At 64.6% G+C, this 22,969-nt stretch carries 21 protein-coding genes; 10 read left to right on the forward strand and 11 right to left on the reverse strand.

Translation table 11 applies throughout. From position 1 onward, the window contains the following. Positions 1-119: 119 nt before the first annotated feature. Positions 120-1,277 (reverse strand): iron-containing alcohol dehydrogenase, encoded by a 1,158-nt coding sequence (locus ABDB81_RS11535; RefSeq protein ID WP_137924791.1) that lies wholly within the window; start codon positions 1,275-1,277, stop codon positions 120-122. A gap of 42 nt (positions 1,278-1,319) precedes the next feature. Then, positions 1,320-2,768: an NAD-dependent succinate-semialdehyde dehydrogenase gene (locus tag ABDB81_RS11540; protein ID WP_137924792.1), complete on the reverse strand. Its 1,449-nt coding sequence runs from the start codon at positions 2,766-2,768 to the stop codon at positions 1,320-1,322. Between the two features lie 165 nt (positions 2,769-2,933). Here ABDB81_RS11540 and ABDB81_RS11545 point away from each other — a divergent pair, with 165 nt between their 5' ends. The 4 genes from ABDB81_RS11545 (at position 2,934) to ABDB81_RS11560 (ending at position 6,436) form a co-directional block, all read left to right on the forward strand. Continuing rightward, a complete protein-coding gene (locus ABDB81_RS11545; protein WP_137924793.1) occupies positions 2,934-3,731 on the forward strand; it encodes an IclR family transcriptional regulator in 798 nt (265 codons plus the stop codon). 259 nt (positions 3,732-3,990) lie between these two features. After that, positions 3,991-4,944 carry a peptidase U32 family protein gene (locus ABDB81_RS11550; RefSeq protein WP_160474636.1) on the forward strand — a complete coding sequence of 318 codons (954 nt, stop codon included), beginning with the start codon at positions 3,991-3,993 and terminating at the stop codon, positions 4,942-4,944. Between the two features lie 53 nt (positions 4,945-4,997). Further along, positions 4,998-5,930, forward strand: a complete 933-nt coding sequence (locus ABDB81_RS11555; protein WP_160473476.1) for a U32 family peptidase — start codon at positions 4,998-5,000, stop codon at positions 5,928-5,930. Then, positions 5,927-6,436 (forward strand): SCP2 sterol-binding domain-containing protein, encoded by a 510-nt coding sequence (locus tag ABDB81_RS11560; RefSeq protein WP_346811203.1) that lies wholly within the window; start codon positions 5,927-5,929, stop codon positions 6,434-6,436. Before ABDB81_RS11555 ends, ABDB81_RS11560 begins: the two co-directional genes overlap by 4 nt. Here ABDB81_RS11560 and ABDB81_RS11565 read toward each other — a convergent pair. Beyond that, positions 6,433-7,434 (reverse strand): Lrp/AsnC family transcriptional regulator, encoded by a 1,002-nt coding sequence (locus tag ABDB81_RS11565; RefSeq protein WP_137924796.1) that lies wholly within the window; start codon positions 7,432-7,434, stop codon positions 6,433-6,435. The two genes, ABDB81_RS11560 and ABDB81_RS11565, sit on opposite strands and share 4 nt — an antisense overlap. 138 nt (positions 7,435-7,572) lie before the next feature. Next, positions 7,573-8,796 carry an MFS transporter gene (locus tag ABDB81_RS11570; RefSeq protein ID WP_249359284.1) on the reverse strand — a complete coding sequence of 408 codons (1,224 nt, stop codon included), beginning with the start codon at positions 8,794-8,796 and terminating at the stop codon, positions 7,573-7,575. A gap of 145 nt (positions 8,797-8,941) precedes the next feature. Between ABDB81_RS11570 and ABDB81_RS11575 the strand changes: the two genes are divergently transcribed. Both ABDB81_RS11575 and ABDB81_RS11580 read left to right on the forward strand, forming a co-directional pair. Beyond that, on the forward strand, positions 8,942-9,877 hold the full coding sequence (locus ABDB81_RS11575; protein WP_160473478.1) for a LysR family transcriptional regulator: 936 nt from the start codon (positions 8,942-8,944) through the stop codon (positions 9,875-9,877). A gap of 252 nt (positions 9,878-10,129) precedes the next feature. Then, positions 10,130-10,678, forward strand: a complete 549-nt coding sequence (locus tag ABDB81_RS11580) for a hypothetical protein (protein ID WP_346811205.1) — start codon at positions 10,130-10,132, stop codon at positions 10,676-10,678. Positions 10,679-10,718: 40 nt separating this feature from the next. Here ABDB81_RS11580 and ABDB81_RS11585 read toward each other — a convergent pair whose 3' ends face one another. Then, positions 10,719-11,039, reverse strand: coding sequence for an H-NS histone family protein (locus ABDB81_RS11585; RefSeq protein WP_137924798.1), 321 nt, complete (start codon positions 11,037-11,039; stop codon positions 10,719-10,721). Between the two features lie 519 nt (positions 11,040-11,558). After that, complete coding sequence (locus ABDB81_RS11590; RefSeq protein ID WP_137924799.1) at positions 11,559-12,950, reverse strand: NCS2 family permease; 1,392 nt, start codon at positions 12,948-12,950, stop codon at positions 11,559-11,561. Positions 12,951-13,431: 481 nt separating this feature from the next. Here ABDB81_RS11590 and ABDB81_RS11595 point away from each other — a divergent pair, with 481 nt between their 5' ends. Then, positions 13,432-14,394, forward strand: coding sequence for a chemotaxis protein (locus ABDB81_RS11595; protein WP_137924800.1), 963 nt, complete (start codon positions 13,432-13,434; stop codon positions 14,392-14,394). Positions 14,395-14,673: 279 nt separating this feature from the next. Here the strand turns inward: ABDB81_RS11595 and ABDB81_RS11600 are convergent, their stop codons facing one another. The 5 genes from ABDB81_RS11600 to ABDB81_RS11620 form a co-directional block, all read right to left on the reverse strand. Beyond that, entirely contained in the window at positions 14,674-15,330 is a 657-nt protein-coding gene (locus ABDB81_RS11600) for a peroxiredoxin (protein ID WP_346811206.1), read from the reverse strand. Positions 15,331-15,466: 136 nt separating this feature from the next. Further along, a complete protein-coding gene (locus ABDB81_RS11605) occupies positions 15,467-16,591 on the reverse strand; it encodes a dihydrolipoamide acetyltransferase family protein (protein WP_137924802.1) in 1,125 nt (374 codons plus the stop codon). A 26-nt stretch (positions 16,592-16,617) separates the two neighbouring features. Next, entirely contained in the window at positions 16,618-17,598 is a 981-nt protein-coding gene (locus ABDB81_RS11610; protein WP_160473483.1) for an alpha-ketoacid dehydrogenase subunit beta, read from the reverse strand. Continuing rightward, positions 17,591-18,688 (reverse strand): pyruvate dehydrogenase (acetyl-transferring) E1 component subunit alpha, encoded by a 1,098-nt coding sequence (pdhA, locus tag ABDB81_RS11615; RefSeq protein WP_346811273.1) that lies wholly within the window; start codon positions 18,686-18,688, stop codon positions 17,591-17,593. Before pdhA ends, ABDB81_RS11610 begins: the two co-directional genes overlap by 8 nt. A 274-nt stretch (positions 18,689-18,962) precedes the next feature. Beyond that, the gene (locus ABDB81_RS11620; protein WP_160473485.1) at positions 18,963-19,940 is read right to left on the reverse strand and encodes an aliphatic sulfonate ABC transporter substrate-binding protein; all 978 of its coding nucleotides are present in this window, start codon (positions 19,938-19,940) and stop codon (positions 18,963-18,965) included. A 201-nt stretch (positions 19,941-20,141) separates the two neighbouring features. On the opposite strand from ABDB81_RS11620, the gene ABDB81_RS11625 reads away from it, so the two are divergent. The 3 genes from ABDB81_RS11625 to ABDB81_RS11635 all read left to right on the forward strand — a co-directional run bounded on the left by ABDB81_RS11625 (position 20,142) and on the right by ABDB81_RS11635 (position 22,969). Beyond that, the gene (locus tag ABDB81_RS11625) at positions 20,142-21,017 is read left to right on the forward strand and encodes a TauD/TfdA family dioxygenase (protein ID WP_346811208.1); all 876 of its coding nucleotides are present in this window, start codon (positions 20,142-20,144) and stop codon (positions 21,015-21,017) included. 73 nt (positions 21,018-21,090) lie between these two features. Continuing rightward, the gene (locus ABDB81_RS11630) at positions 21,091-22,116 is read left to right on the forward strand and encodes an ABC transporter substrate-binding protein (protein ID WP_346811209.1); all 1,026 of its coding nucleotides are present in this window, start codon (positions 21,091-21,093) and stop codon (positions 22,114-22,116) included. A 1-nt stretch (position 22,117) separates the two neighbouring features. Then, positions 22,118-22,969, forward strand: a complete 852-nt coding sequence (locus tag ABDB81_RS11635; RefSeq protein WP_346811211.1) for an ABC transporter ATP-binding protein — start codon at positions 22,118-22,120, stop codon at positions 22,967-22,969.

Below are 22,969 nucleotides of genomic sequence, written 5' to 3' on the forward strand. Positions count from 1 at the left end.
ATTAAGGCGGGCAGGGGCTGAAATCGGTGTAGGAATATGACGACGCCACATGGAAAATGCCGCAGCGCACCTTGCGGGCGTGCTGCGGCAATATGGCCGACGCGGTAAAAATAGCGGCGTCAGAATGCGGCGCGATAGATCGACAGGGCGTCCGCTTCGGTGACTTCGCGCGGATTGTTCACCAGCAGGCGCGTCTGCAGCATGGCGTCGCTGGCCATGCGAGGCAGGTCACTTTCCGCTACGCCCACTTCGCGCAACGTGCGCGGAATGCCGGTAGCCTCGACCAGTCCTTCGATATGCGCGATCAGTGCAGCGGTCTTGGTTTCGTCGCTGCCAGTGGTGCCGGGCAGCACCACGTCGCAAAGTTCGGCATAGCGCTTGCAGGCGGCTGGCGCGTTGAACTTCATCACGTGCGGTAGTACCAGCGCATTGGAGAGACCGTGCGCCACGTGGAAGATGCCACCGATCGGATAGGCCAGGGCATGCACGGCGGCCACGGGTGAGTTGGCAAATGCCTGTCCCGCGAACATCGCGCCCAGCAGCATGGCTTCGCGCGCGTTGCGGTCGTGGCCATTCTCGCAGGCGAGCATCAGGTTCTGCGACAGCAGTTGCAGGGCGCGCACCGCCAGCATGTCGGAGACCGGATTCTTCAGATGGGCGCTGGTATAGGCCTCGATCGCGTGGACCATCGCGTCGATGCCGGTGGCAGCCGTGGCGCCGCGCGGCAGACCCAGTGTGAGTTCCGCATCGAGAATCGCCAGGTCGGCAAACAACTGCGGCGCGACCACGCCCATCTTGGTGGTCTCGCCCGTGGTGACGATCGATACCGCCGTGACTTCGGAACCGGTCCCGGCAGTGGTCGGCATCTGCACGAGCGGCAGCCGCGTGCCGGTGACCTTCTTCACACCGTACATGTCCTTGAGCGATTGCGTGGCCGGCAGCAGCACGGCAATCAGCTTGGCCACGTCCATCGACGATCCCCCGCCCAGCCCCAGCACCACCTCTGCATGGGCAGCGCGCGCGCGCTCGGTGGCTTCGAGCACCACGTGTTCGGGCGGGTCCGCGATGACATCGTCGATCACGGTGACTTCCCACGCATGCTTGCCGAGGTCATCGAGTGCAGGGGCCAGCAGGCCGCTCTTCGCGAGAAAGCCGTCGGTGACCACGCAGAGGCGACGCGCCTGCGGAAAGGATTCGCGCAGCAGCGCGCCAAGCCGGCGCGCCGCGCCGAATTCGACGATCACGGTTGGCGCGGTCTGGAAACGGAAGGGGTTCATCGATGTCTCCGGATGTCTAGGATCTCTGAGTAGTGGGCCGCCTTACATCTGCAGGCAAAGATACTTGATCTCGAGATATTCCTCGATGCCGTGACGCGAACCCTCGCGGCCAACACCTGACTGCTTGATGCCGCCGAACGGCGCCACCTCGTTCGAGATCAGGCCCGTATTCAGGCCCACCATGCCGTATTCGAGTGCTTCACCGGTGCGCCAGGCGCGAGCGATATCGCGCGTGTAGAGGTAGGCGGCGAGTCCGAACTCGGTGGCGTTGGCGGCGGCAATCGCGTCTTCATCGCGCTGGAAACGGAACAGCGGTGCCACCGGTCCGAAGATTTCTTCGCGCGCCACGCGCATGTCTGCGGTGGCATCGGCGATCACGGTCGGCGTGTAGAACGTGCCGCCCAGCTTGTGCGTGCCGCCGCCGGTCAGCACGCGGCCGCCCTTGGCTGTGGCGTCCTCCACGAGCGAAGCCACCTTCTTGATGGCCTTCTCTTCGATCAGCGGGCCGATCACCACGCCGTCTTCCAGCCCATTGCCCACGCGCAACTGGCCGGTGCGTTCGGCAAACTTTGCAGCGAACGCATCGTAGATGCCGTCCTGGATGTAGAAGCGATTGGCGCAGACGCAGGTCTGTCCGCCGTTGCGATACTTGGCCGCGATGGCACCTTCCACGGCAGCATCGACATCGGCATCGTCGAACACGATGAACGGCGCATTGCCGCCGAGTTCGAGCGACAGGCGCTTGATGGTGGGCGCCGATTGCGCCATCAGGATGCGGCCCACTTCCGTGGAGCCCGTAAACGACAGCTTGCGCACGATGGGGCTGCCGGTCAGCACCGCGCCAATGGTCTTCGAATCACCGGTCACCACTTGCAGCACGCCTGCGGGCACGCCGGCGCGATGCGCAAGTTCAGCCAGTGCAAACGCAGAGAGCGGCGTCAGCTCGGCGGGCTTGATGACAATGGCGCAGCCGGCGGCCAGTGCGGGCGCGGCCTTGCGCGTGATCATCGCAGCCGGGAAATTCCACGGCGTGATGGCGGCGCAGACGCCTACCGGCTGGCGCAACGTGACGAGGCGCTTGTCTGCGGCAGGCGTGGCCAGCACTTCGCCATCCACGCGCTTGGCTTCTTCCGCGAACCACTCGATAAAGCTGGCGGCATAGGCGATCTCGCCCCTGGCCTCGGCCAGCGGCTTGCCTTGCTCGCGCGTCATCAGCAGGGCGAGGTCGTCGGTGTTGGCGATCATCAGGTCGAACCAGCGGCGCAGGATCGTGGCGCGCTGCTTGCCGGTCTTCGCGGCCCATTCCTTCTGCGCGGCCTCGGCGGCAACGATGGCACGTTCGGTCTCGGCGGCGCCCAGGTCCGCGACGCGGGCGATGACCTCGCCCGTGGCCGGATCGGTCACATCGAACGTGGCGCCGGAGTCGGCGGCCACCCAATTGCCATCGATATAAGCCTGTTGGCGGAACAGCGAGGGGTCTTTGAGTTGCATGGCGGGGGTTTCCGGGTTGCGTGGAAGTTCGGGTTGCCTATGTTCAATAGGTTGAACTAGTATTCGGTATGTGGAACGATCGTCAAATCATACGCCCATGCCGGAAAGACTGCCAGTGGGGCGTGGCCGTTCCCTCAATCTTGAATCCGTCGCTACTGCCGCCTCATGCCCAAGTCCACTTACTCGCCTGACGATGCCGCACGCCCCACCTCGCCAGCGGTGGTACGCGCCGTCCAGGTGATCGACGCCATCGCCGCCGCGTCCGATCCTCTGACGCTGGCCGACCTGACGCGGCTGACCGGCGCACCCAAAAGCTCGCTGCACGGCATGTGCGACACGCTCGTCCAGCTGCAACTGCTCAAGCGGCTGCCCAATGGCGCGATGGCGCTGGGTCCGCACGTCATGGGCTGGGCCAATGCCTTCCTGTCGCAGACGCAGATCACCGGGGAGTTTCACGCGATGTGGAGCGAGACCGATGCGTTTCACGATGCCACGGTCACGTTGTCGATGCTCGACGGGACAGAGGTGGTCTATCTGGCATGCCAGAACGGCGACCGGCCGCTCGGTGTGACGTTCCGCATCGGCATGCGGCTGCCCGCGCCTTATACCGCCACGGGCAAGGCCATCCTGAGCACGCTGCATACGGCGGATGTCCACCACATGTTTGCCCATGGCCTGCCGCCGCCGCTCACGCGCGCGAGCGTGGCATCGGCCGCGCAGTTGATCGACGAACTCGAGCAGGTGCGCAGCGACGGCTATTCGATCGACAACGGGCAGATGAGGGAAGGCATGACGTGCTTTGGTGCGCCGGTGTTCGATGCCACGCGATCGGTGGCCGCCGGGGCCGTGGCGGTGAGTTACCTGAGCAGCGAGATCGACGCGGCTACCGGGCAGGCGATCGGGCGGCAGGTGCGCGCGCTGGCCAATCGGCTGTCGGCACGGTTGGGTGCGGCCATCCCCTGATGGGGGGAGGGCTGTGACGGGCGTGCTGTGGGGTTCCCGCGTAGACGGATTCTTTTGCGCGACATCAATAGTACGGCTTCGTTGAATGGCTAGCATCCGACAGTTCCTTTCCCGGATGCCCGCAATGACTGCAGTCACGGCCGATGCCACCGGCCGCCTTCCAGATTCTCCTCCCGAGACGCCGTATTCCACTTCCGAGCAGCGCATCATCCGGCGGCCCCAGCTTGTGGCGCCCGCCGGTTCCCTCGCCGCACTGCGCATGGCGTTGCAGCACGGCGCCGATGCCGTCTACCTGGGGCTGCGCGATGCCACCAACGCGCGCAATTTCGGTGGACTCAATTTCAGCGAAGACGATATCCGCAAGGGCGTGGCCGAAGCCCATGCGCGTGGCGCAGAGGTGCTGTTCGCGATCAATACCTTCGCGCAGATGGGCCAGGTCGAACGCTGGCACCACGCTGTGGATGCGGCGGCTGGACTGGGCGCCGATGCGGTGATCATGGCCGACGCCGGCCTGATTGCCTACGCCGCCAGACGGCACCCCTCGCTGCGCATCCATCTTTCCGTGCAGGGTTCCGCTACCCATCTCGACGCCATCGCGTTGATGCGCCAGCAGTTCGGCATTCGCCGCGTGGTGCTGCCGCGCGTCTTGTCCGTGCCGCAGATCGCGAAGCTGGCGCGGCAGACCGATATGGAGCTGGAGGTGTTCGGCTTCGGCAGCCTGTGCGTGATGGCGGAGGGCCGCTGCCTGCTGTCGTCGTATGCCACCGGCGATTCGCCGAACAACAAGGGCGTCTGCTCGCCCGCGCACGCGGTGCGATGGGACGAACACGACGGCACGATGGACGCGCGCCTCTCGGGCATCCTGATCGACCGCTACGCGCCGGGTGAGCCCGCCGGCTATCCCACGCTCTGCAAGGGACGGTTCACGGTGGAAGGCGAGCGCGGTTATGTACTGGAGGAACCCACGAGCCTGAACGCGGTGTCGCTGTTGCCGGCGCTGATCGACATGGGCATCGCCGCCATCAAGATCGAGGGTCGGCAACGCAGCCCGCGCTATGTGGCCGATGTGGTCGGTGTGCTGCGCGCCGCCATCGACGACGCCTGCCGCGATCCGAAACGCTTTTCCCCGCGCCAGGAATGGCAGGCTACGCTGGGCCGCCACGCAGAAGGCGACCAGGTGACCCAGGGGGCGTACGACAGGCCCTGGCGCTGACGTCTACCGTCCCCCGTCCCGGCAGCTTCTGTTCCCCACTTTCCATCACAACCATGCCCACGTCCCTCGTATTCCCACCCGAGCGCGATGACTTTCGCATTGCGCTCGGGCCCCTGCTTTACTACTGGCCGCATCGGTCGGTCCTGTCCTTTTATGCCGCTGTGGCCGATCTGCCTGTGGATCGTGTCTATCTGGGCGAGACCGTCTGCACGCGCCGCCATGAATTGCGCTTCGCCCAATGGATTGAGATTGCGCAGATGCTGCGCGAGGCGGGCAAGCAGGTGATCCTGTCCACGCCGGTGCTGGTCGAGTCCGAATCGGATATCGCCGTCATGCGCCGCGTCTGTGCGCAGGACGATTTCCTGGTGGAGGCCAATGACCTCGGCGCGGTGCGCTGCATGGAGCGCCGGCCTTTCGTCGGCGGTCCGCATCTGAATGTCTATCACGCGGACACGCTGGCGTGGCTGGACCAACTGGGCGCCGTGGGGTGCACGGTGCCGGTGGAGATGGACGGGCGCTCGATGTTGTCGTTGAGCGCGGCCCGCCCGGCCGGCATGACGCTGGAGGCGATGGTGTGGGGACGCATGCCGCTGGCGTTCTCGGCGCGTTGCTTCACGGCGCGCCATCATCGGCTGCGCAAGGATGCCTGCGAGTTCCGGTGCCTGGAGTATCCCGACGGCCTGGTGGCCAACACGGGCGAGGGCCAGGCATTCTTCACGCTCAATGGCATCCAGACACAAAGCGCAACGTGCCTCGACCTGTGTGGCGAAGTCTCGAACATGGCAGCCGGGGGTATCGACTACGTGCGCGTGAGTCCGCATGCGACCGGCACATTCGAAGCCATTGCGCATCTCGACGCCATCCGGCGGGGCGATTCCATGGCGGCGCCCAGTCCCGCGATGCCGGCGGGCGCCCAGCCGAGCAACGGGTATTGGACGGGTGCCCCGGGCATCCAGTGGATTGCGCAGGAGCACGCAGAGGCATGACGATCCTGAACACGATGATGACGCGGGTGCATCGGCGTATGCCTGCCCCGCTGCGCGCGGCACCGTTGGTGGCTGCACTGGAAGCGATGCGTCGCGCGGGATGGATGGAGCCGCCTGCTGCGCTTGAAGGCCGGACCTTCTCGCTGACCGTCGACGACATGGGGCTGGAAGTGCGTTTTCGCTGCCGGGACGGAAAATTCCGGGCTGGACCGTTCGACGGCGCCGAAAGCGATCTGACGCTGCACGCCAATGCGCTCAGCTATCTGCGTTTGATCGGCGGGGATGCCGATACCGATACGCTGTTTTTCCAGCGGCGGCTGTCGATACGCGGTGACACGGCACTCGGGCTCGAAGTGAAATACTGGCTCGATGCCGCGCCCCGGCCCGAGTGGCTGGGGGCACTGGCGCGGCGGCTGGCGTTGCTGTTTCCGGAGCCTGCGGCGACGCCGGCGCAAACGACTGCGCACGCATCCTCGCCAACTTCCTCGCCAACATCCACTGGCTAGAACTCGGGCATGACGCTGCCGTAGTGCGTGCCGCGCTGCTTGTAGCAGTGGCTGGCACGCAGCACGGCACTTGGCGCGTGGGCGAGGTCGTCCATCGCATGGAAGCGTGCGAGCGTTGTGGCGAGTTCCTGTTCGCTGCGCGCATGAACCATGGCGAAGAGGTTGTACTGCCACGTGGGCAAGCGACGCGGACGGCGGAAACACATCGTGACGTACGGCACCTGGGCCAGCCGTACCCCGACCGAATCCACGCGATTGTCGGGCACATTCCAGACACACATGACATTGTGCGTATAGCCGAAATGGCGGTGGCGCAGGATGGCGCCGAAACGCCGGATCACGCCGGACTGGCGCCACGCGGTAAGCCGTCTCAGCGTTTCTGGCAACGACAATCCGCTACGCCGCGCGAGCGCGTGATAGGGATGCGGCGTCAGCGGCAGGCCCACCTCCAGCGCGGCAGCCAGACGCCAGTCGGCCTCGTCGAGCGCTGGCCGTACCGGGTGCTTGAGGCTGCAGGGTTTGTCCAACGCGTCCGGTCCGTGGCAGCCGTGGCCGGGCGCCAGCGGCAGGCCCAGGTCGGCCCGGTACTCCCTTTCCAGCGGCAGGTCGATGGGGCGCTGGCCCACATCCGCGCCAATGCGGTTCAGCACCTCATCGAGCAGAACCTGATCCCGCGCACCGGCCACGAACCAGAGGTTGAAACGATGGCCGTCGCGCACGTGGCTCTGGCTGATGGCGGGATCGTCGTTGATGCGCTCCACGACGCGCTCAAGTCGGGCAACGGGAATGTTCAGCGCCGCAACGGTGCTGGCCCCGATGGTATTCGGTGCGAACACGGCACCGATTCGGCTGATGCGGCCGCTGCCCACATCGCGTGCGAGCAGGCTCAGAACGGTGTGTTCGGCGAGGTCGAACGCCTCGCCAGTAGAAAGGTAGGGACGCGCATGGAGCGGGAAGTCGTGCTGGATGCGCTGGTACAGCTTGTTTTCATCGAACATGGCAGACGGGCGACCGGGACTGGACGCGTAACAAGGCGTGGAGTCAATGCGCAGGTGCCGTGTCTTGCTATGAACCGGAGCACGCCCGCATCATGCGGGCATCATGTGGAAGTTGGACCGTCCCCTCGTTGATACGGGTCAAGCGGTGTCCAGATGGTAGGCCGACGCAATCGCCGTCGCCCGTTGCTCCATCCGTACGGCGAGCAGCGCGATACCGAGTGCGGCCAGCGGGGCGAGTGCGGCGATCCACGGCAATGCGCCGAGCCCCAATGCACGTTCGACCACGACGCCACCCAGCCACGCCCCAAGACCGTTACCCAGGTTGAACGCCGCGATGTTGAAGCTCGATGCAAGGTTTTCACCAGCGCCGCGCGCATGGCGCAGCACGCGCAGTTGCAGCGGAGAGACCGTGGCGAACGCTGCGATGCCAAGCAGGGCGATGAAGACGGTCATGCCCGCCTGGTGGTGCAGCGTCAGCGTCATGGTGGCAAGCACCAGGGTCAGCGCCAGCAGCGCGCCCAGGAGAGCGCCCGTGGGACGGCGGTCCGCCATGCGTCCGCCGATGATGTTGCCGACGATCATGCCGCCGCCGAACAGCAGCAGGATGGGCGATACAGCGCTTTCGCCGAACCCTGTCACGCGCGTCAGCAGCGGCTGGATATAGGTGATCACCGCGAAGACGCCCATCGATTGCAGCACCGTCATGAGCAGCCCGAGTTGGACCTGCGGCCGGACCACCGTGCGCAGTTCATCGATCAGGCGAACCGGCGCGGAGTCGTCGCGGCTCGACTTCACCAGCAGCGCGATCACGATCAGCGAGATCACACCGATCACCGTCATAGCCCAGAACGTCGAGCGCCATCCCATATGCAGGCCGAGCCAGGCACCAGCCGGCATGCCGAGCAGCGTGGCGAGGGTCAGGCCCGAGAACATGATCGAGATAGCCGATGCCTTGCGGTTCGGTGGCACCAGGCTGGTGGCGACCACTGCGCCGACGCCGAAGAACGTGCCATGCGTCAGTGACGTGACCACGCGCGCAATCATCAGCGTGGTGTAGTCCGGCGCCAGCGCGCAGGCGGCGTTGCCGATGGTGTAGATCGCCATGAGCGCCATCAACACCGCCTTTCGCGGCATGCGGCGCGTCAACAGCGTCAGGATGGGCGCGCCGGCAAAGACGCCCAGCGCGTAGCCGGACACCAGCATGCCAGCGGCGGCGATGGTCACGTGAAGGTCTGCCGAGACCTGCAACAGCAGACCCATGATCACGAACTCCGCGCAGCCGATGCCGAAGGACCCGGCAGTCAGCGCATAGAGTGCGGCCGGCATGCGTGAGCCGGTGTTGGGAGCAAGGGTAGGGGGCATGGGGTTTCGTCTGAGAAAGCGGGCGCGGGAGGATGTCCTGCAGAGGCCCGCAGAGAGAGAGTGGTCAGGGGCGAAGTGTGGGGCTTCTCGATCTTATGAAAAACGGGCAATATCCATAATTAGTTTCAAGAATCAATTGAGAATAATGGATCGCATCGGTGACATTTCGTTGTTCCTGCGCGTGCTCGACCTGGGTTCGATCAGCGCTGGCGCCCGCAGCCTGGACCTCTCCGTCGCAGTGGCCAGCCAGCGGCTGCAACGGCTGGAGCGGGAACTGGGCGTCAGGCTGCTGCATCGCACCACGCGGCGCCTGCATGCCACCCCCGAGGGGGCGGTCCTGGCCGAACAGGGCCGCGCGCTGGTGGAAGACCTCGAAGCGTTATCCGGATCGCTGCGGCAGGCGGGCAGCGGCATCACGGGCACCTTGCGGGTAACCACGTCGGCGTCCTTCGGGCGGCAGTACATCTCGCCGCTATTGCCGGAATTCCTGCGCGCGCATCCGGGCGTCAACCTCAGCATCAACCTGAGCGACCACGTGCTCGATCTGGTCAGCAGCGGCTTCGACCTTGCCATCCGCATCGGCGCGCTGGAGGATTCGACGCTGGTGGCACGCAAGCTGGCGGACAACCGCCGGCTGCTTTGTGCAAGTCCGCAATACCTTGAGGAACATGGCATGCCGCAAACGCCGGAAGACCTGGCGCGGCATCAGTGCCTGGTGCTGGTGGGTGCGCAGGGGCGGGCCGATGTCTGGCGTTTCGAAGACGGCAAGGGGGGAGAGATTGCCGTGCGCGTGAGGGGAAGGGTGGAGGCGAACACTGGCGAACTGTTGTCCGATGCCGCGCTGGCCGGCTTCGGCATCGCGCTGCATTCCACCTGGCATGTCTGCGACGACCTGCGCACGGGCCGGCTGGTGCAGGTGTTGCAGGACTACCCGCTGGCTGTCACCGGCATTTACGCGTTGATGCCGGAGCGCCGACTGGTACCGCCGCGTGTGCGGGCCTTCGTCGATTTTCTTGCCGAGCGCTGGCAGACATCGCCGCCGGGCAGTTCGAGCCCGGCCTTGGGTTTGCCGGAATCCTGACCTACATTCATCTGTTTGGCAACCACCCGCCGGCAACCATGCAACGGATTGCCTAATTCTTGAGCAGTCCGGTGCGAACCCGCGAAAACTGGGCTGCAGCGCGCCAAAGGCACAGATTATCCACAGAAACTGTGGATATCCTCAACGTGGGGCATCCCACCTTGGCGCAGTCGGGTTTTAGCTATGCTGTGGCACCAATGTCGCTCAACCGTCCGCTTCATGCTCGCTATGCGCAGGATCAGGATTGTCGTCGTGCCGATTGCCGCCGTGCTGGCTGTCTCGCTGGCCGGCTGCGTGTCCTATTACCGCGTGCCATCGGACGCGCCTTTCGCCAGTGTGCGGGTGGTGAGCAATACCGACGACCGGACTACCTTCAACGTGCTGGACCCGGCCGGGTGCCCCAAGCCGTATCCGCGCGTGCTGGCCGGTACGGGCAAGCAACTCGCGGCAATGGGGCGCGATTCCACGCTCGACATGGCAGGCAGTTCGCCCGAGCCGGCATCGCGCACGCGTGAGCGCAAGGTGGTGCCGGGCAAGCGTATCTATATTGCCGTGCTGTCCTATGCCGCGCCGCCGGCAGAGGAAATGCGCTGTGCGGCGGGGGTATCGTTCGTCCCGCAGACGGGCGGTCAGTATGAAATCCGGTTCCAGCGCGACGAGGCTGCGACGCATTGCGGTGCGCAGGTGCTGCGGTTGCAGCCAAGGGCGGATGGTAGTGCGGCGTTGGCGCAGGAACCCTCGCAACAGGGGTTCCGGGCATTGCGTGCGGAATATCTTTGCGAGGCGCGCCCGGCGCAATGACGGGCCGCGCCTCTGTCATGCAGAAGCAGCGCGAAGCGGATCAGCCTGCCTGTTCGATCAGGAAACGCTCCGGACGCTTGCCCAGCCAGGCCGGTGCGCGGCCACGGCCCGACCACGTCTTGCCGGACTTCGGATCACGATATTTCGGGGGCAGTGCGGACGCTGCCTTGGGCGCAGCGGCATGGGAGCCGGCCGGGCGGCCACGACGGCGCTTCGGCGCAATATCGTCGGCGGTCAGATCGTAGTCCGACATCAATTGCCGAATCTGCTCGATCACGTTAGCCACTTCATTGGCGCGCACTTCGCTGAGCTTGGCTTCGAGCGCTTCTTTTTCAGCCAGCAGTTGCTTGTAAGTCGGCATTTTATAGATCCCCGTTACAGTTGGCGGTAGTTTACCGTGGTCGCAATCTGGTCCGCATACCAAAAATATTACAAAGTAATTCCGAAAAAGCACGATTCAAACGTCGAATTGTGTAAAAAAAACTTCTCCGGAAGGGTGCAGGGCTGTAGCCAACTCCGATTTATCGGACTTTGCAGGACCACGTCACTGCAAAAATATCGCCGCAGGCCAACGCACCGGACAAGATCCTATCAGACCTGTAAATCACGGCAAACTATTCGGCCCCGATTTTCCTTTGCGCAATACCAGCAATTCCGCGAAAAAACCGCGTGACACTGGCTTCCGGACGGGGCCCCGAGATGCCAGATTGGCTGTCAGCATTGATATTTTTGTCATGTTGCCGTGTGGGCGAAGGCGCTACGGGCTAAATGAACAAGCCGGATTCACAATAAAAAACCCCCGGGCGGAAAGGTCCCGGGGGCTGAAATTCCACCGGTCATCCCAGGTGGAGGAGACATCGTTGTCGGTATCGGATTTTGCTTAGATTGCCCATCCGCCCGCATAAAACGCGGCGAGCGCCACGGCAATAGCCACCGTACCGATATTGAGCTTGCGCCATTCACCCGCCACCAGCCGGCCGATCACCAGCGTGCAGAAGCCGAGCATGATGCCAGTGACGATATTGCAGGTCAGCACGATGAATACCGCGCAGACCAGACCGGCCAGGGAATCGACCAGATCGTCCATATGCAGGCGCGACACGCTCGACAGCATCAGCAGGCCCACGTACATCAACGCGGGCGCCGTGGCATACGATGGCACCAGCGCCGCCAGCGGCGAGAAGAACATGACGGCCAGGAACAGGGCGCCCACGGTCACGGCTGCCAGACCGGTGCGCGCGCCAGCGGCCACGCCCACGGTCGATTCGATATAGGCCGCTGCGGGTGCGCCGCCGAAGAAGGCCGAGAAGATCGAGCTGACCGAATCCGCCGTCAGCGCACGGCCGCCGTTATGGATGCGGCCCGTGGCGTCGAGCTGGTTGGCCTGGCCGGCCACTGCGCGGATCGTACCGGTGGCATCGAACACGGCGGTCATCACCAATGCCAGCACGCTGGGCAGCACGGCTGCAGACAGCGCGCCGCGAATGTCCATCGCGCCGATCAGCGAGGCCTGGCCCGGTGCGGACAACGTGGGCAGTGCAAAGATGCCAGTGAACTTCACGGCCGGATCGAAGGCGAGGCCCAGTGCCGAGATACCGACGATCACCAGCAGGATGCCGCCGGGCACGCGGCGACGTTCCAGGCCGAAGATCGCCGCCAGGCCCAGCACCGACATCATCACGGGGAAGGCGGTGATGTGGCCCAGTGCCACAGGCAGGCCGGGGCCTGGATTCTTCACCACGAGACCCACTTCGTTCGAAGCGATCAGCAGCAGGAAGAGGCCGATGCCGATGCCCGCACCGTGCGCTACGCCGGCAGGCAGGTTGCGCAGGATCCAGGAGCGTACGCCGGTCACAGAGATGGCCGTGAAGACCACGCCCATCAGGAACACGGCGCCGAGCGCCACGGCGGGGGTCAGCTTCTGTCCGAGCACGAGACCGAACGCCATGAAGGCGGTCAGCGAGATGGCACAGCCGATGGCGATGGGGAGTTTGGCCCACAGGCCCATCAGCAGCGATCCGAAGGCCGTGGTCAGGCAGACGGCCACGAACACGGCGCTGGTGTCGAACCCAGCCTTGCCGAGCATGCCCGGCACCACGAACACGGCATAGACCATCGCCATGAAGGTGGTGATGCCTGCCACCACCTCGCGGCGCTGCGTGCTGCCGCGCGCGCTGATCTGGAAATACTGGTCGATCTTGCCGCCGGGCTGCGGCGGCGCACTGGCCACGTCCTGCACGTCCGTCACCGACGGATAGGGCTGTTCGATCATGGTTGTGTCTCCTTGCTGGGGCGCTGCGCACGTCCGCGTACGGATCGGGCGTCAGCCTCGTCTCACGTGGTTCCGGGTGCGAGGTCGGAGTCCCGGCGGCATCGGCAAGGGTGCGGGCGTCTCGTTCCTCGGTGTCCGGCCTCTGGTGAATCGTGATGAGCGACCAGGGGCCGGGTGCCGTTCGACGCCTCTGACGGGCGGGATCCGGCGAGGCTCAAAGGTAGGCGAGGCATTGCGGCGGTTCATCACCGGGGGCGGATGCGGAACATGCCGCGCGCCGAATAACCACGGGCTGGCGGTGCTTTCGACGGCTCAGGGATTTCCCTCGGTGGGTCCTGCGGAGCGTGTCATGCGTCACAACGCATGCGATTCCATGGAATTCCCGCATCGATGGCGACAGTTTCACTAAAGCTGGCCGCACGTGTGGCCGATAGCCCTTTGGCAACACCCATATTCATAGACCGAGCCAGCGGAGCACAGCATGACCAGCGCGATGAGAGACATCGACGAGCGCACCAACCTGACCAACAACAACCAGTTCGAGTTGCTGTTGTTCCGACTGGGCGATGCAACCCACAGCGGACAGTCCGAACTGTTCGGCATCAACGTTTTCAAGGTCAGGGAAATCCTGGTCATGCCATCGGTGACCACGGTGGTGGGCGCCGGCCCGTCGATCCTCGGCATGGCCGATATCCGCGGCCAGGTCATTCCGGTGATCGACCTGCCGCGTCTGCTGGAATGCTCGCCGAAGTCGGGCCTCAACATCATGCTGGTGACCGAGTACGCGCGTTCGACGCAAGGCTTTGCCGTCGAAGCCGTCGAGGAAATCGTACGGCTCGACTGGAACCAGGTGATCTCCGCGGAGACCAGCGTCAAGGGCGGCCTGGTAACCAGCATCGCCAAGCTCGATGTGGGTGGCGACAACCCGCGCCTGGTGCAGGTGCTAGACGTGGAGCAGATCCTGCGCGACGTGCTGCCCACGCGCCAGCCCGATGTGGACCCCGCCACGGTGGGGCCGCAACTGACCATTCGCCCCGGCACCAAGATCCTGTGCGCTGACGATTCTGCACTGGCGCGTGGCCTGATCGAGAATGGCCTCAAGGCCATGGGCGTGCCCGTGGTGATGACCAAGACGGGCCAGGAAGCGTGGGAAATGCTCGGCCAGATTGCCGACCTGACCGCCAGCCAGGGCAAGACCATCCGCGATGAAGTGGCACTGGTGCTGACCGATCTGGAAATGCCCGAGATGGACGGCTTCACGCTGACGCGCAAGATCAAGGCCGATGCACGCCTGAAATCGCTGCCCGTGGTCATCCACTCGTCGCTCTCCGGCGAGGCCAGCGAGGAACACGTGCGCAAGGTTGGCGCCGATGCGTATGTGTCGAAGTTCCTGGCGAAGGATCTCGCGGATACGATTCGCGGCGTGCTGGCGCGGCATCCGTAAGGGACGTATTTTCCCTGTCGGTTTACTCCCCTCTCCCGCTCGCGGGAGAGGGGCGGGGGAGAGGGCCAGCAGTTCCACTTGCGACACGTCGTCAAGCAGAACCTCCAGCCCTCTCCCGTTTCACGGGAGAGGGGAGTAACATCATCGGTTGCCCCTTCACCCTGTTTTGCCCAAAAAAAAGGCACGCCAGCTCCTTCGAGCGCTGGCGCGGGTTGGCGGGCTGTCAAGAGGGCAATTATCCACGCAAGCTGTGGATAGTTCTGCCTCTCGGAAAGAATGCTACTTCGGCTGCGCCACGGTGCGCAGATACGGCTTCAGCGTCTTGAATCCATCGGGATACTTCTTCTTTGCATCCTCGTCGGAGACCGAGGTCGGGATGATCACGTCGTCGCCCGGCTTCCAGTTCACGGGCGTGGCCACGGTGTGTTTCGCATTGAGTTGCAGCGAGTCCAGCAGGCGCAGCACTTCGTCGAAATTGCGTCCCGCGCTCATCGGATAGACCAGCATCGCCTTGACCTTCTTGTCCGGTCCAATCCAGAACACCGAGCGGATGGTGGCGTTGTCCACGGCGGTGCGCGGACCGCTGCCGCTGGCCTCGGGGTGAATCATGTCGTAGAGCTTGGATACGCTGAGATCGGCATCCCCGATCATCGGGTAGTTCACGGCCGTGCCCTGCGTTTCCTCGATGTCCTTGGCCCAGCGCGAGTGATCGGTCACGGGATCGATCGACAGGCCGATGACCTTGGTGTTGCGCTTGTCGAACTCGGGTTTCAGCTTGGCCATGTAGCCGAGTTCGGTGGTGCAGACCGGCGTGAAATCCTTGGGGTGCGAGAACAGGATGGCCCAGCTGTCGCCGATCCACTCATGGAAGTTGATCTTGCCCTCGGTGGTTTCTGCAGTGAAGTCGGGCGCGGTCTCGCCAATACGGATAGCCATGATGAAAGTTCCTTCGATGAGATGGACAGGGGGGATGGGACCACGGAAATGCGCAATCCAGTATAGGAACTGGCGCGGCAAATGGGGAGTGTAGCGGTATCGTGGGCGTCACACGCGGCGGTGTGTGGTGAATCGCTCAGTCCGCACGCTCCAGGTCCGCGATCACGGCACGCAGGAACCGCGCGGCCTCGCCGCCCGTGACCACGCGGTGATCGAATGTCAGCGACAGCGGCATCACCCGGTGTACTGCCGGCACGCCATCGGCGGCCACCACCTCGGCGCGTATACGGCCCGCACCGAGAATGGCGACGGTGGGCGGTACCACGATAGGCGCCGCGTATCGTCCCGCGATCATGCCGAAGTTCGACAGCGTGATGGTGTTGCCGCGCATCTCCTCTGGCGCGATGGTGCGTGCCAGTACATCGGCGCGCATGCGGTCCAACCCGGCGCGCAGGTCGGCGGCGTCGCGCTGGCCCACGTTGCGCAGCACGGGCACGAACAATCCTTCCGGCAGATCCGCGGCGATACCCACATCGATCCGTTCGAGCAGATGCCGGCGTCCGGTCTTGCCTTCGTACCACGCATTGAGTGCAGGTTCCGCACGCACGCCTGCCACGAGCGCGCGCACGAGCCGGATGGTGACGTCGCGCCCTGCGGCGGTGACTTGCCACGCGTGAAGGTCGGCATCGTCCATCACGGTGGCAGCGGCCACTTCGCTCTGCGCGCGGGCCATGTTCTGCGCCATGGCACGGCGTACGCCACGCACGATATCGGCGGGACCGTTCTCGGCCAGCGTGGTGGCTACGCGTTGCACATCGGTGGCGGTGATCACGCCATCGCGGCCGGATGGGGTGACCATCGCCAGATCGACTGACAGTTTGCGCGCCAGTGCACGCACCGCTGGCGTGGCGCGCAGGCCGTGGCTGCCTTGCAGACCTGCCGCGCCGACGCGCGTTTCGCCTTCGCGCACGACATGTGTACCGACCTTGACCGCACCCACTACCGTGCCCGCATCATCGGAAGCGCCCGCGCCCTCGAAGCCCACGAGCGGTGCGCCCAGGTGCACGATGTCGCCCGGTTGCGCGAAGAGTCGCGCGACCTTTCCGCTGAACGGCGAAGGAATCTCGACGATGGCTTTCGCGGTTTCCACCGAAAGCAGGGGCTGGTCTGCGGCAATGCTGTCACCGGGCTTGACGTGCCACGTCACGATCTCGGCTTCCTGCAGGCCCTCTCCAAGGTCGGGCAGCTTGAAGGTCCGCATCGTTGTCTCCCTCTGGTTTCTGAACGCTAGGCGGCGTCGAGCGCGCGGCGCGCGGCATCGACGATCTGTGCCACGGACGGCAGGTAGCTGTGTTCCAGCCGCGCCAGCGGCACCACGGTGTCGTAGCCGGTCACGCGCTGCACCGGTGCGCTCAGCGAATACAGTCCCGCATCGGCCAGGTTCGCGGCAATCTCGGCGCCTACGCCCGCAGTGCGCGGTGCTTCGTGAACGATCACGCAGCGACCACTCTGCGCCACCGATTCGAGGATCGTTTCCATATCGAGCGGCTTGAGCGTGGCCACATCGATGACCGCCGCGGAAATGCCTTCGTCGGCCAGTTGCTCCGCAGCGGCGAGCGTCTCCTGCACCATCGCGCCCCAGCTCACGAGCGTGATGTCGGTGCCTTCGCGCAGCGTGAAGCAGGCGTCGAGCGGCAGGGCCTGACCATCGTCGAGCACTTCTTGCCGGAACAGGCGATACAGCCGCGTTGGCTCGAAGAAGATCACGGGATCCGGATCGCGTATGGCCGCGAGCAACAGGCCATAGGCACGCGCGGGCGAGGAGGGCATCACCACGCGTAGCCCCGGGATATGGGCGAACAATGCTTCGGGGCTTTCGGAATGATGCTCGGGCGCATGGATGCCCGCACCGCTGGGCGCGCGCACGACCATCGGACAACCGAGCCGACCGCGTGTGCGATGCCGCATGTGGCCGGCGTGATTCAGGATGTTGTCGATGGCCGGATAGATGAAGCCGGCAAACTGGATTTCGGGCACGGGCTTGAGACCCATCGCCGCCATGCCGATGGCTGCGCCGACAATGCCGCCTTCGGCCAGCGGGGTATCGATGACGCGTGTCTCGCCAAAGCGCGCCTGCAGGCCAACCGTTGCACGGAAGACGCCGCCGTTGACGCCGATGTCTTCGCCAAGCAATACCACGTCAGCGTCGTGCGCGAGTTCATAGGCGAGGGCCAGGTTCACGGCTTCCACGAGATGCAGTTCAGCCATGATCGCTCTCCGTGCTGGCGTTCGTCTGGGCGTAGCGTTGCGCGGTGTCGAGCTGCGCGGCCATGGCATCGGGCAACGTTTCGTAGAGGCAGTCGAACATGGCCGAGACATCGGGATGCGGCAGCGCCAGATAGGCTTGCACCGCATCGGCCACGGCCTGCTGGCATTCGCCGATCAGCGCTTCCTCACGCGTGGCATCCCATGCACCGAGGCTCGCCAGATAGGTGCGCAGGCGCGAGATGGGTTCGTGGCGCCAGGCTTCCTTGACCGTGGCATCGTCACGGTAGCGCGACGCATCGTCAGCAGTGGTGTGGTCGCCCAGCCGATAGGTTACGGCTTCGATCAGCGCCGGCCCGCGGTCCTCGCGCGCACGTTGGATCGCGTCGTCAACACGCTGCCGCACGGCGATGATGTCGTTGCCATCGACCTGTTCGCCGGGAATGCCTGCCGCAATGGCCTTCTGCGCCAGCGTGGCCGCCGCCGTCTGCCTGGCACGCGGCATCGAGATGGCCCACTGGTTGTTGTTGATGACGATGACTAGTGGCACCTGCCAGGCACCAGCCATGTTCATCCCTTCGTAGAAAGCCCCGTTCGACGTGCCGCCGTCGCCGATGATGCAGACGGCCACGGCACCGGGCTTGCGCTGCTTCAGCGCGAAGGCGATGCCCGCCGCATGGCCCACCTGGGTGCCGATGGGCACGCAGTTGCCAAAGTCGTGCGGCACTGCGGCAAAAGCACTGCCGCGTTCGTCGCCCCCCCAATACAGCAGGCTCTCCGTCATCGTGACGCCCCGCACAAATTGCGCAGCGTGATCGCGATAGGACGGCACGAGGACATCGTCGGTTCGCATCGCCGTGGCGACGCCAACGCCCACCGCTTCCTGCCCCAGCGCCGACGCAAACGTACCGATCTGGCCGGTGCGCTGCATCGCAATGGCCTTGAGATCGAACTGCCGGGTCAGCACCATGGCGCGATAGAGCGGCAGCAACGCAGCCGGATCGCGGGCAAAGTCGGGAAGGTCGGGTGCGGGAACACCCTCGGGGGAAAGATAGCGGGTAAAACCAATCTCAAAGCGCGCAACAGTGCCCATGTGGTGGTCCCCTTGTGCGATGCGGCGCAGCATCTCGTGAACGCTGCTGCTTTCGACTATAGGAGACGGAAAGAGGAATGGGCGTGCGGTGGCGCGCGTTTGATTTCGATTGCTGTGGGCGTGGTTTACTCCCCTCTCCCGCTTTGCGGGAGAGGGGCGGGGGAGAGGGCAAGCGGTGCAAATTACGATGTGGTCGGCAAGCAGACCCTCCGGCCCTCTCCCCCAGCCCCTCTCCCATTGCATGGGAGAGGGGAGCAAAAACAGAGCGAGAGATCTACACCGGCTTCCAAACCGGCGATGCCGCCACCGATACCTTCTTCGGCAAAATCGACTGCCCCGTGAACGCATCGGCAATCCGCTGCTGCTCCGCCAGCGCGGGCGCATCCACGGGCTGCACCTGGTAGGTCCGCCGTGCATTGGCCGCTTCCACCGTGGCGGCATCCAGCCCGATCAGCGGGGCGTGCCACGCAGCGGCTTCCGTCGGATTGGCCTTGAGCCATTCGCCCGCGCGCTTCAGTTCGGTGTAGACCGTGGCCAGCACGTCCGGGCGGCGGTTTGCGTAGGGCGTGGCAGCCAGATAGAACCTCCGGTAGCTCGACAGCTTCGAGCCGTCGCGCAAGATCCTCGCATTCGCCTGCCGTTGCACGGCAGCGAGGAACGGGTCCCAGATGACCCAGGCCGCCACGCTGCCGCGCTCGAATGCTGCGCGGGCATCGGCGGGCGTGAGGTAGGCCGGTTCGATATCGCGCATCGACAATCCCGCTTCGTTCAATGCTTCGAGCAGCAGGTAGTGGGCGCCGGCGCCCTTCGAGAACGCCACGCGCTGACCCTTGAGTTGGGCGACCGAGCGGATCGGTGAATCGTGGCGCACCACGATGGCCTGCGCCGTAGGCGAGGGTGCTTCGATCGCGTAGTACGTCAGGTTGGCACCAGCAGCCAGCGCGAACGGCGGCACGGCATCCGCTACATCTGCAGTCAGGTCGAGGTTGCCGACGTTGAGCGATTCCAGCAGCGGCAGGCCGGATGTGAACTCATGCCACTGCACGGTGACCTTGCGCGGCGCGAGCGCCTGCTCCAGCGTCTGGCGAGATTTCAGCCAGATCATCAGCGTGGAGGATTTCTGGTAGCCGATGCGCAGCGTCTCGGGCTTGTCGCCGGTTTGGCCATGGGCGATACCCGTCAGGAGCGAACCGCCGAAGCCAGCCGCACCGGCCAGCAGGATGCGCCGGCGCGCGGGGTTGGACAGTGACATGCGAGTTTCCTTTTGTTTTCTTGACCCAGCGGGGCAGCGTAAGACGCCGCATCGTCACACCGGAACGAAGGAAACCGCGTTTGCTTATGCGTTCCTTCGCATATGCACCCGCCGTATAACGCGGCGCGATTTGATTCGTTGTCTGCGCGATGGCGGTTCCCTACAGTGCAAGGCTTGTGCCCTTCCCCCAGAGAGCCCGTCATGAGTTTTGCAGTCGATACCCTCCAGGATTTCGAGATCCGCCCGTTCGATGCCGCGCTTGGCGCCGAAGTGGTTGGACTCGACCTGAACCAGCCGCTGTCCGACGAGGATTTCCGGCGCATCCATCGTGCCCATCTCGATCACCACGTGGTGGTGTTTCGAGACCAGCGCATCACGCCCGATCAGCAGATCGCGTTCAGCCGCCGCTTTGGGCCGCTGCAGATCCACGTGCTGAATCAGTTCCAGTTGGCCAACCATCCCGAAATCCTGATCGTCTCCAACGTGCTGAAGGATGGCAAGCCGATCGGTCTCGGCGACGCAGGCCACTTCTGGCATTCGGATCTCTCGTACAAGGAAAAGCCGAGCCTGGGCTCGCTGCTGCATGCGATCGAACTGCCAGCGGAAGGCGGAGACACGCTGTTCGCCAACATGCACGCCGCGTGGGATTCGTTGCCTGCCGAGCTGCAACGCAAGGTGGAAGGACTCACAGCCGAACACACCTATCTTGCGCGCTACGCCGAATTGCAGAAGCGCAGTCCGTGGCGTCCAAACCTGACGGCCGAGCAGATCGCGCAGGTCAGGCCGGTGATCCAGCCCGTGGTGCGCACGCATCCGGAGACGGGTCGCAAGGCACTGTTTGTCAGCGAGCATTTCACGACGCGCATCGTCGGCCTGCCCGAGGATGAAAGCCGCGCGCTGCTCGATACCTTGTTCGCGCACAGCGTGAAGCCGGAACACGTCTATCGCCACCAATGGCGCGAGCACGACCTGGTGTTCTGGGACAACCGCTCGTTGCTGCATCTTGCAGCCGGCACGCCTGACCATCTGCGTCGCGTGATGTACCGCACGACGATCGAAGGCGACACACCGTTCTGATCGGTCATTCTGATTGGCCGTCCTGATCCCGCATCGAATCATCACCCTACCGAAAAAGCCCCGGAGTCCCCGCATGTCCCTGTTTTCGTCCGCCACTACCTTGACCCGCCGCGCCACGCTGGCCTTGCTGACCGCCGGCCTCGCCGTGACCGGCACGGCCCATGCGGAAGGCAAGATTCGCATTGCCGAGCAGTTCGGCGTGGTCTATCTGCTGCTGAACGTGGCGCGCGATCAGCAACTGATCGAAAAGCACGGCAAGCAGCAGGGCGTCGATGTGAAGGTGGAATGGACGCAGCTCTCCGGTGGCTCGGCCGTCAATGACGCGCTGTTGTCGGGTGCCATCGATATCGCCGGTGCAGGTGTGGGCCCGCTGCTCACGCTGTGGGACCGCACGCACGGCAAGCAGAACGTGAAGGGCGTGGCGTCGCTAGGCAACTTCCCGTACTACCTTGTTTCGAACAATCCGAAGGTGAAGTCGATTGCCGATTTCACGGAAAAGGATCGCATTGCATTGCCGGCGGTCACGGTGTCCGTGCAGTCGCGTGTGCTGCAACTGGCGGCGGCGAAACAGTGGGGCGACAAGGAATTCAATCGCCTCGACAAGTGGACGGTTGCCGTGCCCCATCCGGACGCCGCTGCGGCAGTGATTTCCGGCGGCACAGAGATCAACAGCCACTTCGGCAATCCGCCGTTCCAGGAGCAGGAACTGGCTGGCAATCCGAACGCGCGCATCGTACTGAATTCGTATGACGTGCTCGGCGGTCCTGCATCGGCGACGGTGCTCTACGCCACCGAGACATTCCGGAATGAAAACCCGAAGACGTATCGCGCTTTCGTCGATGCACTGGCCGAAGCCGCGCAGTTTGCGACGAAGAATCCGGAAGCCGCCGCCGATCTCTACATCCGCGTGAACAAGGCGAAGATCGATCGCGCGCTGCTGGTCAAGATCCTGAAGAACCCGCAGGTCCAGTTCAAGATCACGCCGGAAAACACGTACGCGCTGGCCGCGTTCATGCATCGCGTGGGCGCCATCAAGAACCAGCCGAAGTCGTGGCAGGACTATTTCTTCCAGGACGCAGCCACGGCCAAGGGGAGCTGATATGGCAGAAGCATTGCATGGCGGCGCGCGCCTGCGCGTAGTGTCGCAACCGCAGCCGTTGCTGCAGGTTGATCGCGTATCGCTGGAATACCGCACGCCGCAGCGCGTGGTACGTGCCACGCATCAGGTGAGCTTCGACGTGCACGCGGCGGATCGCTTCGTGTTGTTGGGACCATCGGGCTGCGGCAAATCGACATTGCTCAAGGCCGTGGCTGGCTTCGTGCCGCCCGCCGAAGGCGAGATCCGGCTCGAAGGTCAGCGCGTGCGCGCGCCGGGACCGGACCGCATCGTCGTGTTCCAGGAGTTCGACCAGTTGCCGCCGTGGAAGACCGTCAAGCAGAACGTAATGTTTCCGCTGCGGCAATCAGGCCGGATGTCGAAGGCGGAAGCTGCCGATACGGCCATGCACTTTCTGAACAAGGTGGGACTGGCCGCGTTTGCCGATGCGTATCCGCACACGCTGTCGGGCGGCATGAAACAGCGCGTGGCCATTGCGCGCGCGCTGGCGATGCGGCCCAAGGTGTTGCTGATGGACGAGCCGTTCGCGGCGCTCGATGCGCTGACGCGTCGGCGCATGCAGGAAGAACTGCTCGCGCTATGGGACGACGCGGCGTTCACGCTGCTGTTCGTCACGCATTCGATCGAAGAAGCACTCGTGGTGGGCAGCCGCATCCTGTTGCTGTCCCCGCATCCGGGCCGCGTGCGCGCCGAACTGAATAGCCACCAGTTCTCATTGGCGAGCCAAGGCAGCGCGGAATTCCAGCACGCCGCGCAGCGCATCCACAACATGCTGTTCGAGACGCCTGCCGAGACACACGGCGCGCAGGAACGCGTGATCGCAGCAGGGCATTGA

This window comes from Cupriavidus sp. DL-D2, assembly GCF_039710735.1.
Classification (GTDB): domain Bacteria; phylum Pseudomonadota; class Gammaproteobacteria; order Burkholderiales; family Burkholderiaceae; genus Cupriavidus.